The sequence below is a fragment of the Streptomyces sp. NBC_00328 genome, from assembly GCF_036139655.1.
Taxonomy (GTDB): Bacteria; Actinomycetota; Actinomycetes; order Streptomycetales; family Streptomycetaceae; genus Streptomyces.
Map to the genome: position 1 here is coordinate 312580 of NZ_CP108013.1, position 21331 is coordinate 333910.

General features: G+C 69.3%; 18 protein-coding genes and 2 pseudogenes. 4 read left to right on the forward strand and 16 right to left on the reverse strand.

Annotated features, from left to right (window positions below; all coding sequences use genetic code 11):
* Positions 1-67: 67 nt before the first annotated feature.
* The 3 genes from OG485_RS01185 to OG485_RS01195 form a co-directional block, all read right to left on the reverse strand.
* Complete coding sequence (locus OG485_RS01185; protein WP_328663545.1) at positions 68-733, reverse strand: DUF1707 SHOCT-like domain-containing protein; 666 nt, start codon at positions 731-733, stop codon at positions 68-70.
* 76 nt (positions 734-809) lie between these two features.
* Positions 810-3443, reverse strand: coding sequence for a helix-turn-helix transcriptional regulator (locus tag OG485_RS01190; RefSeq protein ID WP_328663547.1), 2634 nt, complete (start codon positions 3441-3443; stop codon positions 810-812).
* Positions 3444-3783: 340 nt separating this feature from the next.
* Entirely contained in the window at positions 3784-4071 is a 288-nt protein-coding gene (locus OG485_RS01195) for a hypothetical protein (protein WP_328663549.1), read from the reverse strand.
* 408 nt (positions 4072-4479) lie between these two features.
* Between OG485_RS01195 and OG485_RS01200 the strand changes: the two genes are divergently transcribed.
* On the forward strand, positions 4480-5679 hold the full coding sequence (locus OG485_RS01200) for a macrolide family glycosyltransferase (RefSeq protein WP_328663550.1): 1200 nt from the start codon (positions 4480-4482) through the stop codon (positions 5677-5679).
* A 111-nt stretch (positions 5680-5790) separates the two neighbouring features.
* Here OG485_RS01200 and OG485_RS01205 read toward each other — a convergent pair whose 3' ends face one another.
* The 12 genes from OG485_RS01205 to OG485_RS01260 all read right to left on the reverse strand — a co-directional run bounded on the left by OG485_RS01205 (position 5791) and on the right by OG485_RS01260 (position 17838).
* Positions 5791-6471 carry an NAD-dependent epimerase/dehydratase family protein gene (locus OG485_RS01205; protein ID WP_328663552.1) on the reverse strand — a complete coding sequence of 227 codons (681 nt, stop codon included), beginning with the start codon at positions 6469-6471 and terminating at the stop codon, positions 5791-5793.
* A gap of 53 nt (positions 6472-6524) precedes the next feature.
* A complete protein-coding gene (locus OG485_RS01210; RefSeq protein WP_328663554.1) occupies positions 6525-7595 on the reverse strand; it encodes a Gfo/Idh/MocA family protein in 1071 nt (356 codons plus the stop codon).
* Positions 7562-8938 (reverse strand): NDP-hexose 2,3-dehydratase family protein, encoded by a 1377-nt coding sequence (locus tag OG485_RS01215; RefSeq protein ID WP_328663556.1) that lies wholly within the window; start codon positions 8936-8938, stop codon positions 7562-7564. The genes OG485_RS01210 and OG485_RS01215 overlap by 34 nt, the downstream gene beginning before the upstream one ends.
* The gene (gene rfbB / locus OG485_RS01220; RefSeq protein ID WP_328663558.1) at positions 8938-9927 is read right to left on the reverse strand and encodes a dTDP-glucose 4,6-dehydratase; all 990 of its coding nucleotides are present in this window, start codon (positions 9925-9927) and stop codon (positions 8938-8940) included. Before rfbB ends, OG485_RS01215 begins: the two co-directional genes overlap by 1 nt.
* The gene (rfbA, locus tag OG485_RS01225; protein WP_328663560.1) at positions 9927-10808 is read right to left on the reverse strand and encodes a glucose-1-phosphate thymidylyltransferase RfbA; all 882 of its coding nucleotides are present in this window, start codon (positions 10806-10808) and stop codon (positions 9927-9929) included. Before rfbA ends, rfbB begins: the two co-directional genes overlap by 1 nt.
* Positions 10809-10810: 2 nt before the next feature.
* On the reverse strand, positions 10811-11755 hold the full coding sequence (locus tag OG485_RS01230; RefSeq protein WP_328663562.1) for an NAD-dependent epimerase/dehydratase family protein: 945 nt from the start codon (positions 11753-11755) through the stop codon (positions 10811-10813).
* A gap of 2 nt (positions 11756-11757) precedes the next feature.
* The gene (locus OG485_RS01235) at positions 11758-12345 is read right to left on the reverse strand and encodes a dTDP-4-dehydrorhamnose 3,5-epimerase family protein (protein WP_328663564.1); all 588 of its coding nucleotides are present in this window, start codon (positions 12343-12345) and stop codon (positions 11758-11760) included.
* Positions 12332-13576 carry a macrolide family glycosyltransferase gene (locus OG485_RS01240; RefSeq protein WP_328663566.1) on the reverse strand — a complete coding sequence of 415 codons (1245 nt, stop codon included), beginning with the start codon at positions 13574-13576 and terminating at the stop codon, positions 12332-12334. Before OG485_RS01240 ends, OG485_RS01235 begins: the two co-directional genes overlap by 14 nt.
* A 98-nt stretch (positions 13577-13674) precedes the next feature.
* Entirely contained in the window at positions 13675-14901 is a 1227-nt protein-coding gene (locus tag OG485_RS01245) for a macrolide family glycosyltransferase (protein WP_328663568.1), read from the reverse strand.
* A gap of 191 nt (positions 14902-15092) precedes the next feature.
* A complete protein-coding gene (locus OG485_RS01250; RefSeq protein WP_328663570.1) occupies positions 15093-15833 on the reverse strand; it encodes a TetR/AcrR family transcriptional regulator in 741 nt (246 codons plus the stop codon).
* A gap of 213 nt (positions 15834-16046) precedes the next feature.
* Positions 16047-16856 (reverse strand): ABC transporter permease, encoded by an 810-nt coding sequence (locus OG485_RS01255; protein WP_443048641.1) that lies wholly within the window; start codon positions 16854-16856, stop codon positions 16047-16049.
* Entirely contained in the window at positions 16849-17838 is a 990-nt protein-coding gene (locus tag OG485_RS01260; RefSeq protein ID WP_328663572.1) for an ATP-binding cassette domain-containing protein, read from the reverse strand. The genes OG485_RS01255 and OG485_RS01260 overlap by 8 nt, the downstream gene beginning before the upstream one ends.
* A gap of 318 nt (positions 17839-18156) precedes the next feature.
* On the opposite strand from OG485_RS01260, the gene OG485_RS01265 reads away from it, so the two are divergent.
* The 3 genes and pseudogenes from OG485_RS01265 to OG485_RS01275 all read left to right on the forward strand — a co-directional run bounded on the left by OG485_RS01265 (position 18157) and on the right by OG485_RS01275 (position 20457).
* Positions 18157-18414, forward strand: a complete 258-nt coding sequence (locus tag OG485_RS01265) for a phosphopantetheine-binding protein (RefSeq protein WP_328663574.1) — start codon at positions 18157-18159, stop codon at positions 18412-18414.
* 624 nt (positions 18415-19038) lie between these two features.
* Positions 19039-19644, forward strand: a pseudogene (locus OG485_RS01270) (IS110 family transposase); the annotation flags it as partial.
* Between the two features lie 231 nt (positions 19645-19875).
* Positions 19876-20457, forward strand: coding sequence for a TetR/AcrR family transcriptional regulator (locus OG485_RS01275; RefSeq protein WP_328663575.1), 582 nt, complete (start codon positions 19876-19878; stop codon positions 20455-20457).
* A 360-nt stretch (positions 20458-20817) separates the two neighbouring features.
* Here OG485_RS01275 and OG485_RS01280 read toward each other — a convergent pair.
* Positions 20818-21250, reverse strand: a pseudogene (locus tag OG485_RS01280) (transposase family protein); the annotation flags it as partial.
* Between the last annotated feature and the right edge of the window lie 81 nt (positions 21251-21331).

Genomic DNA, 21331 nt, shown 5'->3' on the forward strand with positions numbered 1-21331 from the left:
CCACCGCGGGCCTCGGCATACCGACGGGCGCGGGCTCGGGCTGTACCGGCCGTGCGCCCGCCCCGGCTCAAGCCTCGAGCGTCGGCTGTTGCGTACGGGGATCGGCCGGAAGCTCCTGCGGTGCCCGGCGCGCGATCCCCACGCCACCCCAGAACGTGAACCCGGTGACGATCACGCGGGGTGCCGAAGGGTCGACGGTGCTGCGCACCGGGGTGCCGAAGCCGCCCATCAGCGCGAACCCGCGGGACACCACGTCCACTCCCGGCGGGACGATGACCTGCATGCCTCCCATGATCGCGAAGCAGCGCACCACGGTCTCCCGGCTCTCGAAGTCGGCGTCCCGCAGGTCGATCTGGCCGCCGCCCCAGAACGCCAGGGCCCGAAAGCGCCGTCCCACGGTCCACCGTCCGGTGCGGCGGAACCCGCCGAGGAAGCCGACGGCACCGGACGAGGTGCGCCGGCCGCCGATGCGGGAGCGCCAGTCGGTCACCGGGCCGCCGTCCTTGCGACGGGCCACCGCGCTGTCGCCCCGCAGGGGCAGATCGCCGGTGAGGGGGGCGAGGTCGGCGTGGACCCGGGCCCGGTAGGCTTGTTCGAGCCGCTCCTCGAACTCGTCCATGTCAAGGCGTCCTTCGGCGACGGCCTCCCGCAATTCCTCCGCTACCCGCTCCCGGTCGGCATCCGACACCCGCAGGGCCCGCGGCTCCCGCGGCTGTGACGACTCCACCGTCATGTCCACACCTCAATCGCTCAGATAGGTCGTCGCCGCACCTGTCCGGACTACGGAGACTGCTCCCGGGGCGCCTGCCTCAGGCGCCTTCCACGCACTTCAACTGCAGGTCGGCCGGCAGGTCCTGCCTCCTGCTGATGCTCAACTTCCGGTACACCCGCGTCAGATGCTGCTCCACCGTGCTCACGGTCACCCACAGTTGGGTTGATATCTCCCGGTTGGTGTAGCCCTGTGCGGCGAGCGTCGCCACGCGCTGCTCGGACTCGCTCAACTTGCCTCCCCTGTCGTCGTGTTGAGCCTGCCGGGGCACGAGGGTGCCGGCTTGGGGCGCGACAGTCAGGCCGGGCAGGATCTCTTCCTGCAGGCCCTGGGCACCACATGCCTGGGCGACGTTCCAGGCCCTGCGGTTGAGGGAACCGGCACTGCCCGCGTCCCCCTGGGACTGCAAGAGCCGCCCCAGGTCGGTCATGGCCTTGGCTTGCTGCAGCCGGTTTCCCCCGCGCCGCAGTTCCTCGACGGCCTGCTCCAGCAGCGTCTGCCCCTGCTCCGGGGTGGCGGCCATGGCCGCTCGCAGCCGCAGGGCCTCCCCGCGCAGTCGGGGGTGCCGGCCGTCGGGCAGGGCGAGCTGCTGTTCGATCAGCCGCTCGGCCTGCTGGGTCTCGCCCAGCCGCAGCAGCGCCTCGGCCGCGTCGGTGCGCCAGGGCAGGGCGAGCGGCCGGTCCATGGCCCAGGCGGTAAGCAGGCGGCCGGCGTCGAGGAACTCGTGCAGCGCCGCCGCGGCCTGCCCCAGCGCCATCAGGTGCTGTCCGTGGGCATACAGGTAGCCGGGCCGGAAGACCGTGTCGCACAGTAGCTCCGGTGCGAGCGTGTCGAGCATCTGGGCGACGTCGCCGTGCCTGCCCATGGCGGTGCGGGTCCCGATGAGGAGCGTGTGCGCGGCACCGGCGAGCACCGAACGGCAGCCGTCGGACAGCGCCCCCTTGGCCTGCAGTCCGCACCGTTCGGCCCCAGGCAGGTCGCCCAGGCGCAGCAGTGCCTCGCCGTGCAGCGTGGCGAAGAGCGAGACCCAGCCCGGGGCGTCGCGTTGCATGGCCGCCTCGGAAAGCCGCGCGCACCAGACGGGCACCTGGTCCAGCCGGTCCGACAGGGTGAGGGCGCGCAGCGCCCGGACGATGGACAGCACCGTTCCCTCCGACAGGGTGCTGTCCGCGAGGAAGTGTTCGTGTGCGGCGAGGTCCGCGCCGGTCTGCTCGGGCATGTCCCACAGGACGGCTCCGCCGTGGCGTGCCGCGATGTCGAAGGCGCCGTCCACGTCGCCGAGTTGTCCGGCCAGCCGGGCACTCACGTGGCGCGCCTCGGAGATCCGTCCCTGCGCTCTCAGCAGGCGGGCCAGCACGTCCATACGGCCGGTCGACAGCCCGCCCTCCTCCACCATGCGCAGCGGCACGGCCAGGTGGCGCTCGGCCGTATCGGGAGCGAACCGCCAGGTGATGGCGGCGAACCGGAGATCGATTGCCGCGCGTAGACCCGGGTCCTGGCAGGCCGCCCGCGCCAGTTCGAGGTAGCGGGCCGCCTCCCGGTGCTGCTCCCCGCCGATGAGCCGCTCCGCGTGCTCCCACAGTAGGTCCGCTGCCCAGGGCAGGTCCGTCCAGGACTCGTCCGACGTGTGGGAGGTCTCTAAGTGCCGTACGACCTCGGCGATGGGGGCGCCGGTGCGGTGCAGCAGCGCGGCGTAGCGTCGGTGCAGCCGGGCCTGGGCCACGGGATCCATGCCTTCGAGGACCAGCCGGGCCAGGCGCGGGTGGCGGTAGCGAAGGCCCGCGAAGATGCCGCTCGCGCGCAGCGCGGCGAGCGCCTGGGTGACCGTGGTGACCGGCAGCGCCAGCAGCTGGGCCACGTCCTCCGGCGGCGGGCCGCTCTGCAGGACGGCGTAGGCGCAGGCGACGTCGTTCGCCGCGTGGCCGCTGCGCCGCAGACAGGTCAGCACGGCCCGCGCGAACCTGGCCCCGGACACCGGGTCGGCGGGGGCCACCGGGTCTCTGTCGTGCAGTTCGTCGACGAGGGTCCTGACCAGAAGCGGGTTGCCGCCGACGGCGTCGCGCAGTTCCTGCGGCGTGGCGCCGTGCCTGGCGAGACCGGACTGGCGCCGCAGCAGGCTGTCGACCTCTTCGACGTCCATCTGCTTCAGGGTGATCCGCTCGACCCCGCCCCCGGGCGACACTCCGTCCAGCGATGCCGGGTAGGACCGGTCGAAGTAGGGAGACCTGGTCACGACCAGGAGCACCTGCTCCCGCGCGCCGTGCGCCAGGGTGCCGAGGTACTGGAGCGACGCCTCGTCGGCGTGGTGAACATCGTCGACGCACAGGACCACGGGCCGCTGTCGGCTCAGGGCGTCGATCTGTGCGCAGAACTCGTGGACGCCCGCCGGGGCCTGCGGTCCGAGGGCCGGGAAGCCGGCCGGCAGGCCCTCGCGCACACCGGCCAGCAGTTGCCGCAGTGCGCCCAGCGGGGTCCCCCGTTCGGCGGCCGAGCAGACTCCCGAGAGGACCAGGGCGCCCAGGGATGCGGCCGCGTTCTCCGTCTGCCTCAGCAGCGCGCTCTTGCCGTGCCCGGCGGGCCCTTCGATCAGGACGACTCCCGACCGTCGCTCCAGGAAACCAGCGATAACTGTCTCAAATATCTTGCGTCCAGCCTGAAATTCGGAAATTGCCATACCGTTCCCCCGTGACATTTCGATTCAGAACATCGCGAGTACAGCACCATTCGGCGAATTCATCAGAATGCGGCACGACGGCAGACCCGTGCCCGCCCAAACCTCACAGTCATCCCACAGCCCCCTGCAGATGCAAATGAGACACCACGCGCGCCGACCGGCACCATAGCTCCAGCGATGCTATAGCGCACCCCCGATCACTTCAACCATTGACCTGAACAAGAAGCCTTCAAGCCATCGGAGGGCGTGGAGTATACACCACACGCAGATAGTTTATGGCGCACTCAAAGCTGCTCAAGGGAAGGCCGGACGACGCCTCCCTCCAAGGAGAAGAAGCGGCTCAGACCTCCATGACGAGCCCTTCTTCCAGCAGGTTCTCCAGCCAGCAGCCGAGCACGACACGGACCCAGAGCGCGTCCATCGACCACAGCCGGCCCAGCTCCTGCGCGGCAGCCCCGAGCCGCCAGCCATGGCGCTGCAAAGTGATCCACATCACCGCCCCGGCGGGACCGCACACAAAGGCCTCCTGCCCGGACTCGTGGCGCAGTGTCAGCGAGCCATCACTCTCGATAGCGGCAACGACGTCATGAACGGGTCGCATGTTCCGCCACAGATCGTCGCTTTCCATATCCAATCTTTCATCGAGGTGACAGCGTCGACGGCGTCGACCCCAAGGGGCTCCCGGTCACGCCACCGACCGTCATGGTCACCGTGAGCATCCAACACATCACTCACCGAATGGCCGGACGTCAAGCGATCTCCCCGAAAGGCACCAGATTCAGCGGTTCGCCCGACATAAACGATCGATTTCCAGACAATGCCCCCAGGTAATCCGCCACTGACTTCATGTCCCCCGCTCCATCCCATAGGGGGTGCTAGGGGTGTGGCAACCGCCTCCCGCGCCGGTAGCTTCACTGTGGGTTCATCTTGATACTCCGCGTCCAGGCCCATGCAAAGCCGGCGCAAGCAAAACGGCGCGCCTTTGAATGGTTTATGCGCCGCACGCCAGTTCCCGATCCAAAAGATTGGACACCGCATGCCGCAGCACTTTCTCTTCCTGGTCATTCCCGACCACGGGCACATCCTTCCCAATCTGGCCGTCGTGGAGGAACTGACGCGTCGCGGCCACCGCGTCACCTTCGTCACCGGGGAGGAGGTGTCCGAGCCGGTCGGTGCCGCCGGGGCCACGGTGCTGCCGTACGCGTCCGAATACCGCTCGCTGAGTCACTTCGAGAGCGTCAACGAGGATCTGGGCTCCCGGATGCTCACGCTACTGATCGACGAGAGCGCCTCCATGCTCCGCACTGTCGATGCGGCGCTGGGCGACGACCGGCCCGACGTGGTCGTCTACGACTTCGCCACCTCGCACGCCGGCCGCATCCTGGAGCGGAAGTGGGGGCTGCCGGCCGTCCAGCTGTGCCCCGCGTTCGCACAGAACGAGAAGTTCTCCTTCGCCTCCGGTTTCGACGAGTCGGACAAGGGCGGTGTCGCCGACTACGCCGCTCCGCCGGTCATGGTGGAGGCGATCAACCAACTGGTGGCCGAGCACGGACTGGACGTTCCGTTCCACGAGTTCTTCCTCAGCATCGCCCAATCGAACCTAGTTTTCCTGCCGAAGGAATTCCAGATCCACGGCGAGAGCTTCGACGAGCGGTTCTCCTTCGTCGGACCGTGCATCAGCGACCGGAGCTTCCTGGGTGAGTGGCAGCCGCCGGCCAGCGGGCTGCCCGTCGTCCTGGTGTCGCTCGGGGCCACCTTCAGCGATGTCACCGGGTTCTTCGACGCCGGCATGAAGGCGTTCGCCGACGCGCCCTTCCACGTGGTCCTCACCCTGGGCAGCAGCATGGACCCGGCAGAACTGGGCGAGCTGCCCGCCAACATCGAGGCGCACCGCTGGATATCGCACGTCGCCGTGCTCGAACACGCCAAGGCGTTCGTCACCCACGGAGGCATGGGCAGTGTGATGGACTCGCTCAGCGCCGGCGTACCGATGGTCATGGTGCCGCACAGCCCCCTCGACCGTCCGACCGGCCGCCGGGTGATCGAGCTCGGTCTCGGCGAGGTGATCGCGCCGGAGGAGCTCACCGACCAAAAGCTCCGTGCCGCCGTGGACACGCTGCTCTCCGACGAGGAGACCGCGGCCCGGGCGCGCGCCATGCAGGAGCCCGTCCGCCGGGCGGGCGGCGCCACGCGCGCGGCCGATGCCCTGGAGCGCTCCGCGGCGTCCTGGGCCTGAAGCCTCCGCTCGCACGAGAGGGCCTGCGGCCGCTGCCCTTCGCACAGGCGGCGGCCGCAGGCCCTCTACCGTGAGCACGGCGCGACCCGGCGACGGGCAGGGCCAGCCGGATCAGTAGCAGGACACATACCGATCGAGCAGGCGGTCGAGGTGGCCCTCGCCGCCCAGTCTTTCGGCCACGGACGCCTCGGGCAGCAACTTGCGCAGCTTGTCGACGGAGACCAGGGTGCGCTGGCGGACGCCGTCGGCGGTCTCGTGCACGGCGGTGCGGCCCAGCCGCCGCTCGATGCCCCGCACGATGTCCTCGGCCGCGCAGGGTGTGCCACTGGCCACGTTGACGATCTCGTCCCGCACATCGGCGGTCAGCAGGCCGTCGAGTACGGCCACGAGATCCATCACGTCCAGCAGATCGCGGTGCGCGCCCCGGTGGACCCGGACGCGACCGGACCGGATCTGGCCCACCAGTGACGGCAGCAGCTGGTGCGCACGCTGGCCGGCGCCCATCAGATGGCTGGGCCGCAGCACCAGCCAGTGGGCGCCGGACTCGCCGACGACCTCCTCGACCCGGCGCTTGTGCCGGCCGTAACGGGAGGCGGACAGCGCGACGGTGTCCTCGCTCGCCGGGGCCTCCGTCGTCCCGTACATCGCCGAGGACGCGGTGGAGAAGAGCACCACGGTCCGTCCCGTCCGGTGGCAGCGGCGCGCCGTCTCGCGCACCAGGTCCAGCTCGCGCTCGAATTCCCCTTCCGCGGTGGCGTGGGTGGTGGACACCCCGGCAGCCAGGACAGTCACGGACGCGTGCCGGTTCCTGACGGAGGCGAGATTGCGTGCGAGAAACCCACGGCCTACGACCTCCATCGGTCCCCCGCTCTCCCTGCCCCGGCCGGCTCGCGCGTCGGCTCCTCGGTCACGGTGCGCGCCAGGTCGGCGATCCGTGCGACGAGCTCCGCCGTACGCCGCGCCCTGGCCGCCGTGACCTCGTGGCCCGGGTCCGCTCCGGACGCCTGCGCCCCACGCACCGCCGCGGCGAACGCGGCCACGACGGCCAGGTACTGGTCCTGCGGATCGAGCGCGGTGCGCCGAACCCCGTCCTCGTCCTCCACCCGCAGGAGCGGCACGTCGTCGGCGCCCACCGCGAAGGCGTGCTGCGTGTCCAGCCGCCCGGCGCTGCCCCACAGCTCGTACTCGGCTCCGTACCGGTTCCCGAACCCGAACGTCAGCGCAGCGGTGACACCGTCCGCACAGCGCAGCAGCGCGCTGCCGCCGATGTCGACACCGTAGTCCGGATCCCACCGCAGCACGGCACCGGCCACGGTCAGTTCGTCTCCCAGGAAGTACTGGGCCGCCCGTACCGGATACACCCCGGCGTCCAGGAGCGCCCCTCCCCCGAGGTCCGGACGGTGACGGATGTTGTCCGCGGGCAGCGAGGGGATGCAGAACGAACTGCTGAAGTGGCGGATCTGCCCGATGCCTCCCTGCTCGACGAGGGCCCTGGCCGCCCGGTGACGGTCGTGGTGCTCGAAGGCGTAGTTCTCCCGCAGCACGAGCCCGCGCTCGGCGGCGAGGGCGAACAGCTCCGTGGTCGTGTGGACTTCGGTGGTCAGCGGCTTCTCGGCCAGCACGTGTTTGCCGCTGTGCAGAGCGCGCCGGACCCAGGTGTGGTGCAGGGAGTTGGGCAGGGGTACGTAGACGGCGTCGATGTCCGGGCGGCTCAGGATCTCCTCGTAGCCGGCGTGGGACGAGCAGCCCCACTGTGCGGCGGTCCGCCGCGCACGCGCGGCGTCCCGGCCCGCGACCGCGGCGAGCCGGGTGTCGGGGCAGCCGTGGAGCGCGGGCACCATCCGCCGGCCGGCGAAGGAGGACGTCCCAAGGACGCCGACGGTCAGAGGTCGTACTGCGGCGGAGTCGGCGAGCACGTGAGCACCTTCTGTAGGCAGGTGATGAGGGTGCGGGCCTCGACGTTGAGGTAGTGGCTGTGCCGGATCAGTCCGGCCAGCTCGCTCACCGCGACCCAGCGGTGGTCGGGGGACGCGTGGCGTTCCGTGTCCGGGGGTGCCTCCACGAGCATGTACCGGTTGCGGGCGTGGTGGAAGCGGCCGCCCTCCTCGGACAGCACCGTGTCGAAGAGGATCCGGTCTTTCGGGGCTTGCACCAAACAGTCCAGGAACGGTATCTCGGGAGCAGCGGGCAGGGCCGCGTAGTTCTCAGGCGTGCACTGCACGGTGGGCCCCAGCTCCAGGACGTCGGCGGAGCCGGCCTCGACGCGCGTGCCGACCAGCACATCCGGGCCGTCCTCGGTTCGCCGGACCAGGAAGCCGGCGACGCCCACACCTCGGGGCGACAGCAAGGGCTGGGTCCAGCTGCGGACCTCGCGACCCTCCGTGGTGACATCGACGGCGATGATGTCGAAGAAGGCGCCGCCGTCGTGCGTGACGCGGTCGGGCAGCGTCTTCCACCCGGTCACCTGCGACAGCGCGATCCGCTCCGCAGTCACGTCGTGGCGGGTGCGCGCGTCGGTGATCCAGCTGAGCAGTTCGGTGCTCACCTCCCCGGGCCCGTCCGCCGTGCCGCCGAAGGCGAAGGGCAGACAGGCCAGCACACTGCGTGAGTCCATGTTGACGAGGTCGTCGAACTCCAGCAGGTGGTGCAACTGCCCGAGCGTGAGCCAGCGGAAGCCGTCGAGGACGTCGACATCGCCGGTGGCCTCGACGACGACATTGCGGTTGCGTTTGCGGTAGAACCACGAGCCCTGCTCCGACTGGCGGGCGTCCGCCAGTACGCGGGGGCGGCGCGGGCCGGTGAAGTAGTCGACGTACGAGACGGCTCTCCCGCTGTGCACCCGGCGGTAGTTGCTGCGGGTGGCCTGCACGGTCGGGGACAGCTGCAGCCCGCCGAAGTTGCCCGGCTCCATCTTGGCCTGCATCAGGAAGTGCAGGACGCCGTCGAACTCCTTGGCGACCAGGCCCAGTATCCCGATCTCCGGCTGGTGGATGATGGGCTGCGTCCAGGCCGGCACGGGACCGGAGTCCCGGTGCACGCGCAGGCCCTCGATGGTGTAGAAACTCCCGCTGTCATGAACGAGGTTGCCCGTCTGCCTCTCGAACGCCCACGAGCGCAGTTCGTCGAACGGGATCCGCTCCACGCGCGTGGTGTCGGCGGCCTGCTGCCGCTGCCACCACGCGCGGAACCCGTCCAGGGTAGAGGTCGGCGTGGCGAGGGTCGCGGCGGAGCGCGCGACGCGCTGCGCGAGCTGCAGCATCAGGCAGCCGCCTCCGCCCGATCGAGCAGCGGCTCCCACCAGTCGCGGCGGTCGGCGTACCAGCGCACGGTCCGGGCGAGACCTTCCTCGAAGGGGACGGCGGGGGCGTAGCCGAACTGCTCGGAGATCTTGGTGATGTCGACGCAGTAACGCCGGTCGTGACCCTGCCGGTCGGGCACCCGCTCGATCCGGCTCGGGTCGGCGCCGAACAGCTCCAGCAGCCGCTCGACCAGGACGCGGTTGGTCAGCTCGGTACCGCCGCCGATGTTGTAGACCTCGCCGGGCTTTCCGCCCCGGGCGACCAGGGCGATGCCCCGGCAGTGGTCGTCGACGTGCAGCCAGTCCCGTACGTGCAGGCCGTCCCCGTACAGCGGGACGGACTGTCCGGACATCAGGCGCGTGATGAACCGGGGGATGGCCTTCTCCGGAAACTGGTACGGGCCGTAGTTGTTGGAGCAGCGCGTTACGCACACCGGGAGCCCGTACGTGCGGTGGAAGGCGAGGCTCAGCAGGTCCGACGACGCCTTGGACGCCGCGTACGGGGAGTTGGGCAGCAGCGGCTCGTCCTCGGTCCATGAGCCCTGCTCGATGGTGCCGTACACCTCGTCGGTCGAGACGTGGACGAAGCGCCCGACGCCGCTGCCGAGCGCGGCCTGCAGCAGGGTCTGGGTTCCCAGGACATTGGTGCGCACGAACTCCGCGGCGCTGGCGATGGACCGGTCGACGTGCGATTCCGCGGCGAAGTGGACCACCAGGTCGGTGTCCGCCATCAGGCCTTCCACCAGCGGGCCGTCGCAGATGTCGCCGCGCACCACCGTGAGCTGAGGATGACCGGCCACAGGCGTGAGGTTGTCCTCGTTGCCGGCGTAGGTGAACTTGTCCAGGACCGCCACCTGGGCGCCCGCGAGTTCGGGGTAGCCGCCGCTCATCAGGCGGCGTACGAAGTTGGAGCCGATGAAGCCGGCTCCCCCGGTCACCAGAATTCTCATCACTCCCCCTGCTCCCGGCCGGACGCCAGGTCCATCAGATAGACGCCGTAATCGGACTTGCCCATGGCGACGCCCATGCGGTAGCACGCCCCCGCGTCGATGTAGCCCATGCGCAGGGCGATCTCCTCCACGCAGGCGATCCGGACGCCCTGGCGCTGCTCGAGCACCTGGACGTACTGACCCGCCTGCAGGAGCGACTCCGGGGTGCCGGTGTCGAGCCAGGCGAAACCGCGGCCGAGGTCCACCAGACGGGCGCGGCCCTGTTCCAGGTAGGCCGTGTTGACGTCCGTGATCTCGAGTTCCCCGCGCGGGGACGGAGCGAGGTTCTTGGTGATGTCCACGACGTCGTTGTCGTAGATGTAGAGGCCTGTGATCGCGAGGTTGGAGCGCGGCCGGGCCGGCTTCTCCTCGATGTGCAACAGACGCCCTTCGGTGTCGACCTCACCGACGCCGTAGCGTTCGGGGTCCTTGACGCTGTAGCCGAACAGCACGCACCCCGAGACGTCGCGCGTGGCCTCGGCGAGCAGCGCCGAGAAGTTGGGGCCGTGAAAGACGTTGTCGCCCAGGATGAGGGTGACGCTGTCGTTCCCGATGTAGTCGGCGCCGATGATGAACGCGTCGGCGATGCCCCGGGGTTCGTCCTGCTCGACGTAGTCGATGCTGATGCCGAGCCGCTCGCCGTCGCCGAGCAGGGCGCGGTAGATGCCGATCTGGTCCGGCGCAGAGATCACCAGGACGTCGCGGATACCCGCCAGCATGAGCACGGACAGCGGGTAGTAGATCATGGGCTTGTTGTAGACGGGCAACAGCTGCTTGGAGAGGGCGTGGGTCAGCGGGTGCAGCCGTGTTCCGCTGCCGCCTGCGAGGATGATTCCCTTCATCTTCACCAACCACCTAGATCCAGCATCGCTTTGAGCGATTCTTCGACGGTGTGGAGGGGCGACCAGCCGAGCAGGGTCCGGGCGCGGCGGACGTCGGCGCTAGTCCAGTCGCCGCCTCCGGCGCTCGACAGCGGCGTGCCGCCTTCCTTGACGGCCTCCGGCGGCAGACCGGCGGCGGCCACCATGCCGTAGACAAGGTCCCTCAGGTCGAGGGCCTCGCCGCGGCCTATGTTGACGGCTTGTCCGCTGGTGTCCGCGCGGCAGCGCACGGCCCGGCCCACGGCGTCGGCGACGTCGCGGGTGTCGACGTGGTCGCGGTGCGCGGGAGCGAGGGTCAGCTCGATGGTCTCCCCGGGCCCGGTGGTGCGGAGCCGGGCCGCCAGGGTGCCGAGGAAACTCTTGGGTGACGGGAACGGGCCGAAGACGTTCGCGACCCGCAGGGTGACCGCGTCGATACGGCCGGCCGCGGCGGCCTCGAGCACGGTGCGCGTTCCGATGAGTTTGGCGCGCGCGTAGGGCGTTTCAGGCCGGGTGTCGCGCCGTTCGTCGATGACGGTGCCCGGCGGCACCGGCCCGTACTCGTGGATGGTGCCGATGTGGACGAGCCGCGGGCGGCCGGCGGCGGCCGCCACTCCTTCGGTGACCAGACGGGGGATCGTGACATGGGCGTAGTCGAGTTCCTCGGCGGAGCGTTCCCAGGTGCCGCTGGCGTTGACCACGGCGCCGGCCCGCTCCTCGGTCAGCAGCGCCCCGATCTCGGGGCCGGTCATGCGCCCCAGGTCACGGGCGAGGAACCGGTGCTCGGCGACCTGCGGTGCGAAGGTCCGGGCGACAGCAACGACGTCGTGGCCCTGCTGTGCCAGCGTCGCGCAGATCTGCCGGCCCAGGCAGCCGGTCGCCCCGAGGACCACCACGCGCACACGCGGCGCGCTGCCGGTGGTGGACACCGCTACGCCTCCTCTTGCCGGACGCAGTCCTCGTAGCGCGGCAGCAGGCCCTGCGCGGTGATCTCCGCAAAGCTCGCCGCCGCGCGGTCACGGGGGGACAGGATGGGGTCGGACTGCGGCCAGGGCAGTCCCAGTTCGGGATCCAGCGGGTCGATGGCCAGCTCCTGGTCGGGCACGTAGCTGCTGCTGACCATGTATGCGAGGACCGTGTCGTCCTCCAGGACCGCGAAGCTGTGGGCAACGCCCAGCGGGAAGTAGACGCCGCCGAAGGACTCCGCGTCGAGCTCGACGGCGTCCCACTTGCCGAAGGTCGGCGAGCCGACCCGTACGTCGACCATGACGTCCAGGGCCCGCCCGGCCGCGCAGTAGACGTACTTGCTCTGCCCCGGGGGTGTCCGGGTGAAGTGCAGTCCCCGGATGACGCCCCGGGCAGAGCGGCTGTAGTTGATCTGGGCGACGGAGAACCGTTCGCCCACCGCTTGGAGGAAAGCGGGTTCCTGGAAGGGCGCGACGAACAGGCCCCGCTCGTCGGTGTGGACGTCGGGGGTGAAGGTGAACGCCCCCGCCACCGCCAGCTCACGCACCTGCATGGGCGTTGCCCCCCTTCCCCGGCTCGGCAACGACGCGCCGCAGGTGTGCCTCGAGCGCGTCGGCGGCGCGCGCGGTGCCGCCCGCGGTGCGCATGTGCTCCTTCATCCGGTCGACGTTGGCGCGGATTTCACCGTCGGCCGCGACGTCCTCCACGGTCTTGATCAGGAGCTCCGGGCCCAGTTCGGTGTGGTCCAGGCGACGGCCCAGCCCCAGCTCCTCGACCCGGCGGGCGGTGGGGCGGGTGTCGGAGGACTGGGGTATCACCACCATCGGAACACCGAGGCTCAGCGATTCGGTGACACTGCCGGTGCCGCCGTGGCTGACCAGGAGCCGGGCGTGTTCGAGCACCGTGCTGTGCGACACCCAGCGGTGCACCTCGATGTTGGCCGGCAGCGGGCCCAGTTCGTCCGGGTCGATGCCGTTGCCCACGGTGATCACGGCGTGCCACGGCTTGTCCGTGAAGGCGCGGACGATGGTGTGGAAGAAGTCCGGAAGTTCGTTGAAGATGCCGCCGAGCGAGACCAGTACCACGGGAAGGCCGTCGGCAGGGGGCTGCCATATGTCCATGAACATCCGGTTGTTGACGCATGGACCGGCGAAGACGAAGGTCTCGTCGAAGGTGTCGCCCTCGTACTGGAACTCCCGCGGCAGGTACACCAGCGTCAGCTCCTCGGTGGCCGTGAGGAATTCACCGGGCGGGGTGTCCACACCGTGCGAGGCGAGCAGTCCCGCGAGCGCCGCGAACCACTCCCCCATGCCGGCCGAGAGGGCTTGCGGCTTCTGCTCCTCCTGCCCGCCGTCGGCCGCCGGCGGCGCGTCGTGCATGGCCCTGTGCAGCGAGAAGTGCTCGTTGCTTGCGAACATGGGGTTGAGCTGCACGGCCGGCACGCCCCAGGTGCGGGCCAGTACGCGGCCGACGTGGAAGGCGAGCATGTCGTAGAGGACAAGGTCCGGCCGGTCGTCGGCCAGCCGGGCCTTGACCTCCTCCAGCATCGCGGTGCCGTCCTTGAGCACGGTCAGGGGGGTGTTGGCTCCGTCCCGGTCCTGGGTGAGGTTCAGCTTCTTGACGTCGTCGAAGGAGGAGCCGTACGTGATGACGTCGGCACCGGTGTGCCGGACGGCCTCGGCCTGGCTCTCCCCGGTCGCGAAGCTGACCCGGTGCCCCCGGCGGATCAGTTCCTCGACCACGGCCAGGTTCGGGAAGAGGTGCCCGGCGATGGGCATGCTCATGAACAGAACGTGCTGTCCCATGCGTCAGTGATCCAATCTGGGTGTGTTCCATGGCCGACGGGCACATGGCTGACGGGCAGGTGGGTGCCGCGGACCGGTCAGGCGAGGACCCGGCGCAGGTGGTTCTCGATCTCCCGGGCGGCACGGCGCGCGCCGCCCGCCTCCTGGATGTGGCGCTGCATGTCCCGCACAGCGGCGCGGATCCGTTCGTCCGCGGCAGTCTCCTCGACGGCCTTGCGCAGGGACTCGGGGGTGAGGTCGGCAGCGTCCAGGACGCGGGCGAGGCCGAGCTGGTCGACCCGGTGGACGATGGCTGCCGAGGCGTAGGACTGCGGGACCACCACCAGCGGGACCGCCTGGGTCAGCGCCTCCAGGACCCCGCCCATGCCGCCGTGGGTGACACACACCCGGGCGTGCTCCAGGACGGCGAGGTGCGGGACGAAGGTGTGGGCCTCGACGTTCTCGGGCAGCGGCCCCAGGGTGGCCGGGTCGACCCCCTTGCCGACGGTGATGACCACGTGGAACGGGGCGCCGGTGAACGCCTCCACCACCGACTTGAAGAAGTCGGGGCGGTCGTTGACGACGGTGCCCAGGGAGACCAGGACCACCGGCAGGCCGGTGTCCGGCACCTGCCAGGTCCCGAGGAAGCCGCGGTCGCTGACGCAGGGGCCGACGAAGGCGAAGCGGTCGTCGAAGAGCTCACCCGAGTACTGGAAGGCCTGGGGCAGGTAGACGACACCGAAGTCGGGCACGCGCGCGATCCATTCGCCGACCGGGGTGTCGATGCCGTTGTCCACAAGCATCGCGGTCGTCTTCGCGAACCACTGCTGCATCTCGGGCGGCATCGCGGCGGCGACGCTCTCGGTGGTGTCGACCGGGGCGTCCGACTCCTCCTGCGTGAACATGGCACGCATCATGTTGAATTTCTCGTTCGACGCGAACATCGGGTTCAGCTGGATCGACGGAAGCCCCCACTTCTCCGCGAGGACCCGGCCAACCTGCGCCGTCATGGTGTCGTAGAGAACCGCGTCGGGCCGGTCGTCCGTGAGCACCGACTCGGCCGCGGCGAGCATGGCCAGACCGTCGTCGTGAACGACCAGGGCCATGTCCGACTGCTCCGACCCCATCTCGAGCTGCTCCGGCCGGTCGAAGACGGAGTCGTAGGGCACGGCCGTGGCGCCGGCCGCGCCGACGGCGTCCGCCAGACTCGCACCCGTCGCGAAGGTCACGCGGTGCCCTTCGCGCACCAGTTCCTCGATGACCGCGAGATTGGGAAAGACATGGCCGGGCTGAGGCATGCTCATGAACAGGAGGTGCAGGCTCATGGGATCGGCTCCGTTGGCTGGGGGCAATGGAAAAAAGCCGACAGAAGGAGCACGCAATGCCCCTCACACAAGGTCAGGCTGTCTTCTTCTTTTCTACCCTGCATTGCCAACGCGAAGGGATACCCGCAGCCCCCTAATCATCACCCCCTCACCTCACCCCGAACCCCTATCAACCCCTTTTTGAGCCAGACTCACGCACGTGACTGGGCACGCTCACGAATAAGTACGTCCACACCGTCGAGAACCCGTTTGAGCGCGAAGATGAATTCGGTGTCCTGGTCGTCGGCGCTGTCGAACACGCCCGCCTTGATGGCCTTGTTGATCGCCGGGAAATGCTCCTTGTCGGCAAGCCTCTCGATCAGCCTGCGGTAGTCCATCATGATCTCGCCACCCGAGGCGCCCGCCTTCGCGAAGGCCTCGTACGTGCTGGCGAGCATGGCATCATTCCGGACGATTCCCGCCAGCAACAGAATCGTCGACAGTTTCTCCGCCTCGCGCAGGTTCACGTCGGCGAGGAAGGAAAGCCCCTGCTCGGTCCACGCGACCTGGTTGGGCGTGGACGGCGGGCCGCCGGTGGGGACATGGATCACCCAGGAGTGACGCCGCAGCACAGCCAGATAGGACCAACTCCAGTGCTCGAGACCGGCCCGCCAGCCGGCACACTCCTCCTCCGGCGCGACCGGGGGTCCGAACGCCTGGTCGACCATGAGCGGAAGCAATTCGTCCTTCGCCGACACATACCGGTAGAGGGACATCGTCGAGGAATTCAGTTCTCCGGCAATACGATTCATCGAAACAGCGCCGAGACCTGATTCTTCGGCGATCGTCACTGCGGTTCCGACGATCCGCTCAAGACTCAGAACACGTTTTGGACCCTTGGTGACCGGTTCACGCAGCCCCCAGGCCACTTCAATACTCGTCGGCAGGTTCACTCCGGTCTCCTTACCCATCATCCCTACTTTCTCGTTTCATGATGTCAATCGGAACCAGTCACAACGTCCTCAATCTATCCCGAGGCGAGTGGTCAGGGATACACGTGCCGGATCTGCAAACTACAGCACCGGTCGTCCGCGACGGGGGGCGCGGACGACCGGTGGTCTATGGACGGGGCGGACTTACCTACAGCGCACCGCACAGGACATGTGTTACGCGACCCGCTTCCGGAAGAGCCGGTCGGCGAGGACCGCCGACACCAGCAGGATGCCGGCGCACCAGGCGAGGGCCAGCCAGCCGTTGTTGCCGAGCGGCTGGTCGTTCAGCAGTCGCCGCAGGCACTCGATGACCGGGGTGACCGGTTGGTGCTCCGCGACCCCGCGCAGCCAGGACGGCAGGGTGGAGACGGGGACGAACGCGCTGCTCACGTAGGGGACGAACATCATGATGAAGGAGAACCCGCCGGCCGCCTCGGCCGTTTTGACCAGGAGTCCGAAGACGGAGGCGAGCCACGAGACTGCCAGCATGAACATCAACAGCACGCCCACCGCCTCGATCCAGCCCACCGCGTCGGCATCGGCACGGAACCCGATGAGCAGGGCGACGCCGAAGACGATCAGGGTCGAGACGACGTTGCGCGCGACGCTGGCCACCACGTGTCCGCCGAGGACAGCGGTGCCGCCGACGTCCATCGACCGCAGCCGGTCGACGATACCGCCGTTCATGTCGATGTTGACGTTCACGGCGGTGGCCGCCCCGCCCCAGCCGGCGCAGAGCAGGAGCACGCCGGGGACGACGTAGTTGACGTAGTCGCCTCCGGTGGTGTTCTTGATCGCGCCGCCGAAGAGGTAGACGAAGACCAGCATCAGCATGACCGGCATCATCACCGAGGTGATGATGGCGTCCAGGGCGCGCGAGGTCAGGCGGATGCACCGGCCGCTCATGGTGATCGCGTTCTGGACGGCGGCCGCCGGCCTGCCGGGGTGCCGCAACGCGCCTGCGGAAAGGGCCAGTTCAGACACCGGCGGTCTCCTTGTCGTTCTCGTTGGTGTTCTCGTTCTGGTGGCGCTGCGCGGGGCGGCCCGTCAGCGCGAGGAAGACGTCGTCGAGCGTGGCCGTGTGCACCGAGAAGCGGCTGACAAGGCGGGCCTGCGGGTCGATCTCGTCGAGCAGCGACCGCACGTGCGCCGCGCTGCCGTCTGTGGGCACGCCGATCGTCAGGCGGGAGCGGTCCTCGGTGGAGACCCGGCCGGCCAGCAGGCGCTGCCCCTCGTCGTAACCGGAGTCGTCGCCGAAGACGAGGTCGAGCCGCTGCCCGGCCACCCTCTGCTTGAGCTCGGCGGGGGCGCCCTCGGCGACCACGCGCCCGCCGTCGATCACGGCGACCGAATCGGCGAGCTGATCGGCCTCTTCCAGGTACTGCGTGGTGAGAAAGATGGTGACGCCCTCCCCCAGCAGACCCGTGATGACATCCCACATCGCCCGGCGGCTGCGCGGGTCGAGCCCGGTCGTGGGCTCGTCCAGGAAGATGACCGACGGGCGGCCGACGAGCCCCGCCGCAAGGTCGAGGCGGCGGCGCATGCCTCCGGAGTAGGTCGCGACCCGGCGGCGCGCAGCGTCCACGAGGTCGAAGCGTTCCAGCAGCTCCTGGGCGCGGCGGCGGGCGTCGCGCCGCGAGATGCCCGCCAGCCGGGCCGTCATCCAGAGGTTCTCCTCCCCCGTCTGCAACTGGTCCACGGCCGCGTACTGCCCGGTGAGACTGATGACGCGCCGCACCTCCCGCTGCTGCCGGCCGACGTCGAACCCCGCCACGCGGGCCTGCCCGCCGTCGGGGCGCAGCAGCGTGGACAGGATCCGTACGATCGTCGTCTTCCCTGCGCCGTTCGGGCCGAGCAGCGAGAAGACGCTGGCTTCCGGGACCTTCAGATCGACGCCGGTCAGGACATCCACTTTTCCGTACGACTTCCTGAGCCCAGCCGCCTCAACAGCCCAGTTACCGCCCATTCTCCGCCTCCATGACGCAGGTCCCGCACTGTTGCGTACGGGGCACGCACGTTCGTACTGTATACACAGTCTCCCCTTCGCGTACACGGTACGCTTCTAGCGTGCCTCATACGCAGTAACGCGTACAAGGTACACAGTACCGTCGGGGGCCGTCAAGCAACGCTGCCGCAGGGGCAGTTCACGTCAGGGGCACCAGGCCATGGATAGGGGTGCCCAGGGGCGCGCACGGCATGGATGAGGGGTTACGCGACATCCCCCACGGCCGTAGCGTCGGCATCCGGCGACCGATCGCTGCATGAATGGGTGGAGGCGAAACGTATGAGCACGGACTGGGGACCGGACTTCGAAGCGGTCCTGCGCGGCTTCCTGCCGTTTCTGGGCGAGGACGAACCACTGACCCCGCAGACCGATCTGCGCGACACGGGCCTTGACTCGCTCGGCACCGTGGAACTGCTCGGCAAGCTGGAGGCGCAGTACGAGGTGCGCTTCGTCGACGAGGCGCTCAGCCGGGAAACGTTCGCCACTCCTGGCACGCTGTGGGCCGCAGTGGCCCGGCTGAGCGATCCGGGCGCCTGAGCACCATGGATACCGCTCCCGAGGCCCAGTGGACCGCAACCGGCGGCCTCCGCTCACCCGGCGGTTCACCGACAACCAAGATCCCGTTTTCCATCTTGGCTGTGCCCGGAGCGACATCGGATCCGATCCCGGAACGGGTCCGGCCCCACCGCGGCCCAGCCACAGCAGTGGCCGGCGGACAAACGGTCCGCCCCGTCCCGGCGGGTCACCGTGCCCCATGGAGCAATCGCGCTCAGGACCGAAAAGTCACCCACCCCCGCGGCTACCGCGGCCTGAGACCCGATCGGCGCCGCGCAGACGGGGCACCCGCGCAGATTCACCCTCGCCTCCGCGGACCCGGAGGGAATGGCGCTGCTCGCCGTCGGTCCGGCCTGCAATGCCGTGCGGGACGACGTGCTCCACGTGTCGGCGGACTACGACAGCGTCCCCCCATTTACCTTCTTGGTAGCCCCGCAATGGGGCGCCCGGCCCTCGGAGTTGGCATGACTTTCTCCCCCTGCCGATCGCATGTCTTGGGGGGGTGGTGTCACCGGCTCCGGAGGCATCGACAGACCGCCGATCAGGGGCATGACCACCGGCTTCTTCGCAGGTCGGGAGGCTCTTCGTAATGTGGATGTGGCGCATGTGATCGACGTCAGTGACATCGGCGCTTTCCTCGGCCTGGACGTCGGCAAGGGCGAGCACCACGCCACCGCCGTCATCCCGGCCGGGAAGAAGGCCTTCGATAAGCGGCTGCCCAACAGCGAGCCGAAGCTCCGCGAAGTGTTCGGCAAACTGCAGGCCAAGCACGGCACCGTGCTCGTGGTGGTCGACCAACCAGCTTCGATCGGGGCTCTGCCGCTGGCAGTGGCCCGGAACATGGGCTGCCCGCTCGCCTATCTGCCCGGCCTGACGATGAGAAGGATCGCCGACCTCTATTCCGGCGAGGCCAAGACAGATGCCCGCGACGCGTTCGTCATCGCGGACACGGCCCGCGTCATGCCTCACACGCTCCGCTCGGTCGGCCTCCAGGACGAGACCATCGCCGAGCTGGAGATAATCACCGGCTTCGACGACGACCTGGCCGGCGAAGCAACCCGCATCAGCAACCGCCTGCGGGGCGTGCTGACGCAGATCCACCCGTCCCTGGACCGGGTCCTGGGCCCGCGCGTCCAACACCCGGCCGTGCTCAAACTCCTCGGGCCAGCGAGCACGAACGCGCAGATGCCGAAGACCCACAGCCGGCGGATGCCGCACGGCTCCAGGTCCGCGCCGATCGCGGGGACGACGAAGCAGAGGACCGAGACGTCCGCCGAGACGAGGAGCAGCGGCATCATGACGGCCATCGCGGTCCGTCCCTTGTGCTCCGCACGGGAGTCGGCGCCGCCCGGCGCCGGCTGGACGGTGCTCGCCGGGTTCGCCACGGGCCGGACCGTACGGGTGCCTTAAACGCTTGCAGGGATCAGGAGTTCGGTGAACGGCATGGGACATCGCGAGGCTCTGCTCGAAGGTGCCAAGCGCTGCCTTCTGGAGAAGGGCTTCGTGCGCACGACCGCACGCGACATCGTCAAGGAGTCGGGGACGAACCTGGCGTCCATCGGCTACCACTACGGTTCGAAGGACGCGCTGCTCGCGCAGGCATACGTCTCGCTCTCCGAAGGCACCTCCGACGCTTTCGACGCAGGCTCGGGACTCGCGACGCCGCCAGGGTCGCTGGAGCGGTTCCAGGAGGTGTGGGCGAACATCATCGGCACGCTGGGCAAGCCCGGTTCCATCTGGCCTCTGAGCATGGAGCTGGTGGTGATGGGCGACACGATGCCAACCGTGCGCGACTACGTGGCGGCGGCCCAGGGCGAGGGCGCCAGGGGTGTCATCCCGATGTTCATGGGGGGCAAGGAGCCGCCGGCCGACGACCCGTCCGTCGACACCCTGGGCAAGCTGTACATGACGCTGATGCTGGGTGTCATCGCGCGGTACACCTTTGACGCCGACTCGGCGGCCACCGCCGAGGAACTCACCCAGGGGATGCGCCAGTTGCTGGAGGCAGCCCGCAGGGCCGGGTAGATCCGGCGGGCCGCCCGCACATCACGCGGCCCCCTCGCGAACGAACCCTTCACACCCGCGACCGCGTCCAGGAGGTGGCCCCTCCTCGCACCGGCCGGGTTCGGACACCGGGTCTCACGCGACGAGCCACACCGCACGTGACGTGATCAGCCGCTGTCAGGACCCGGCCGGTGCGAGCCGGCCGAGCGCCACCTGCAGACGGCGCCGGCCGTAGCACGCCGGCCGGCGGAACAGCTCCAGCCGAGCCCGTGCCCTCGAGGCCCGACGCCTCCCGCGGAACAACCCGCGCTCGAGGCCCTGGAAGAACGACTCGGCGAGGGCAATGCCATGGCTCGAACCGACTCGGCGGGACACCGTCTCTGCTGAGGTGGGGGCAGCGAGGATGCCGTGTTCGCGTGCGGCGCGGATGTCATGGACGGCTCCGGGCAAGGCGGGTGAGGCTCATGGGAGACGTCCGGCCGGATCGGTGCGTGCCTGGACGTTTATGCCGTGATTTTTTGTGTTTGCCCGAGTGGAACGGCCGGTCGGCCGCGATCCGGTCGATGGGCAGGAGAGTGCCGTCGAGCAGGACGAACGCTTTCCTCGTCGCTTCGCGGACGGCTTGTTCGAACGTGGGTGCCAGGGCGGCCAGGAGGTCGACGGCTTCGGTGATGTACCGGTAGGCCGTGGTCGTGCCGATGCCGAACCCGGCTGCGAGCTGGGCGTAGGGCTGCCCGTTGCGCAGGTGAGCGAGGGTGAGCAGGGCTTGCCGGCCGACGCTCGACCGGCGCCGCCGGCTGCCTTCGGCGACACGAACGTGATCGAGCACTGGGTCTGTACGGTCAACGGCTCTGTCATGTAATCGGCTCTGTCATGTAATCGGCGGTGACGAAGC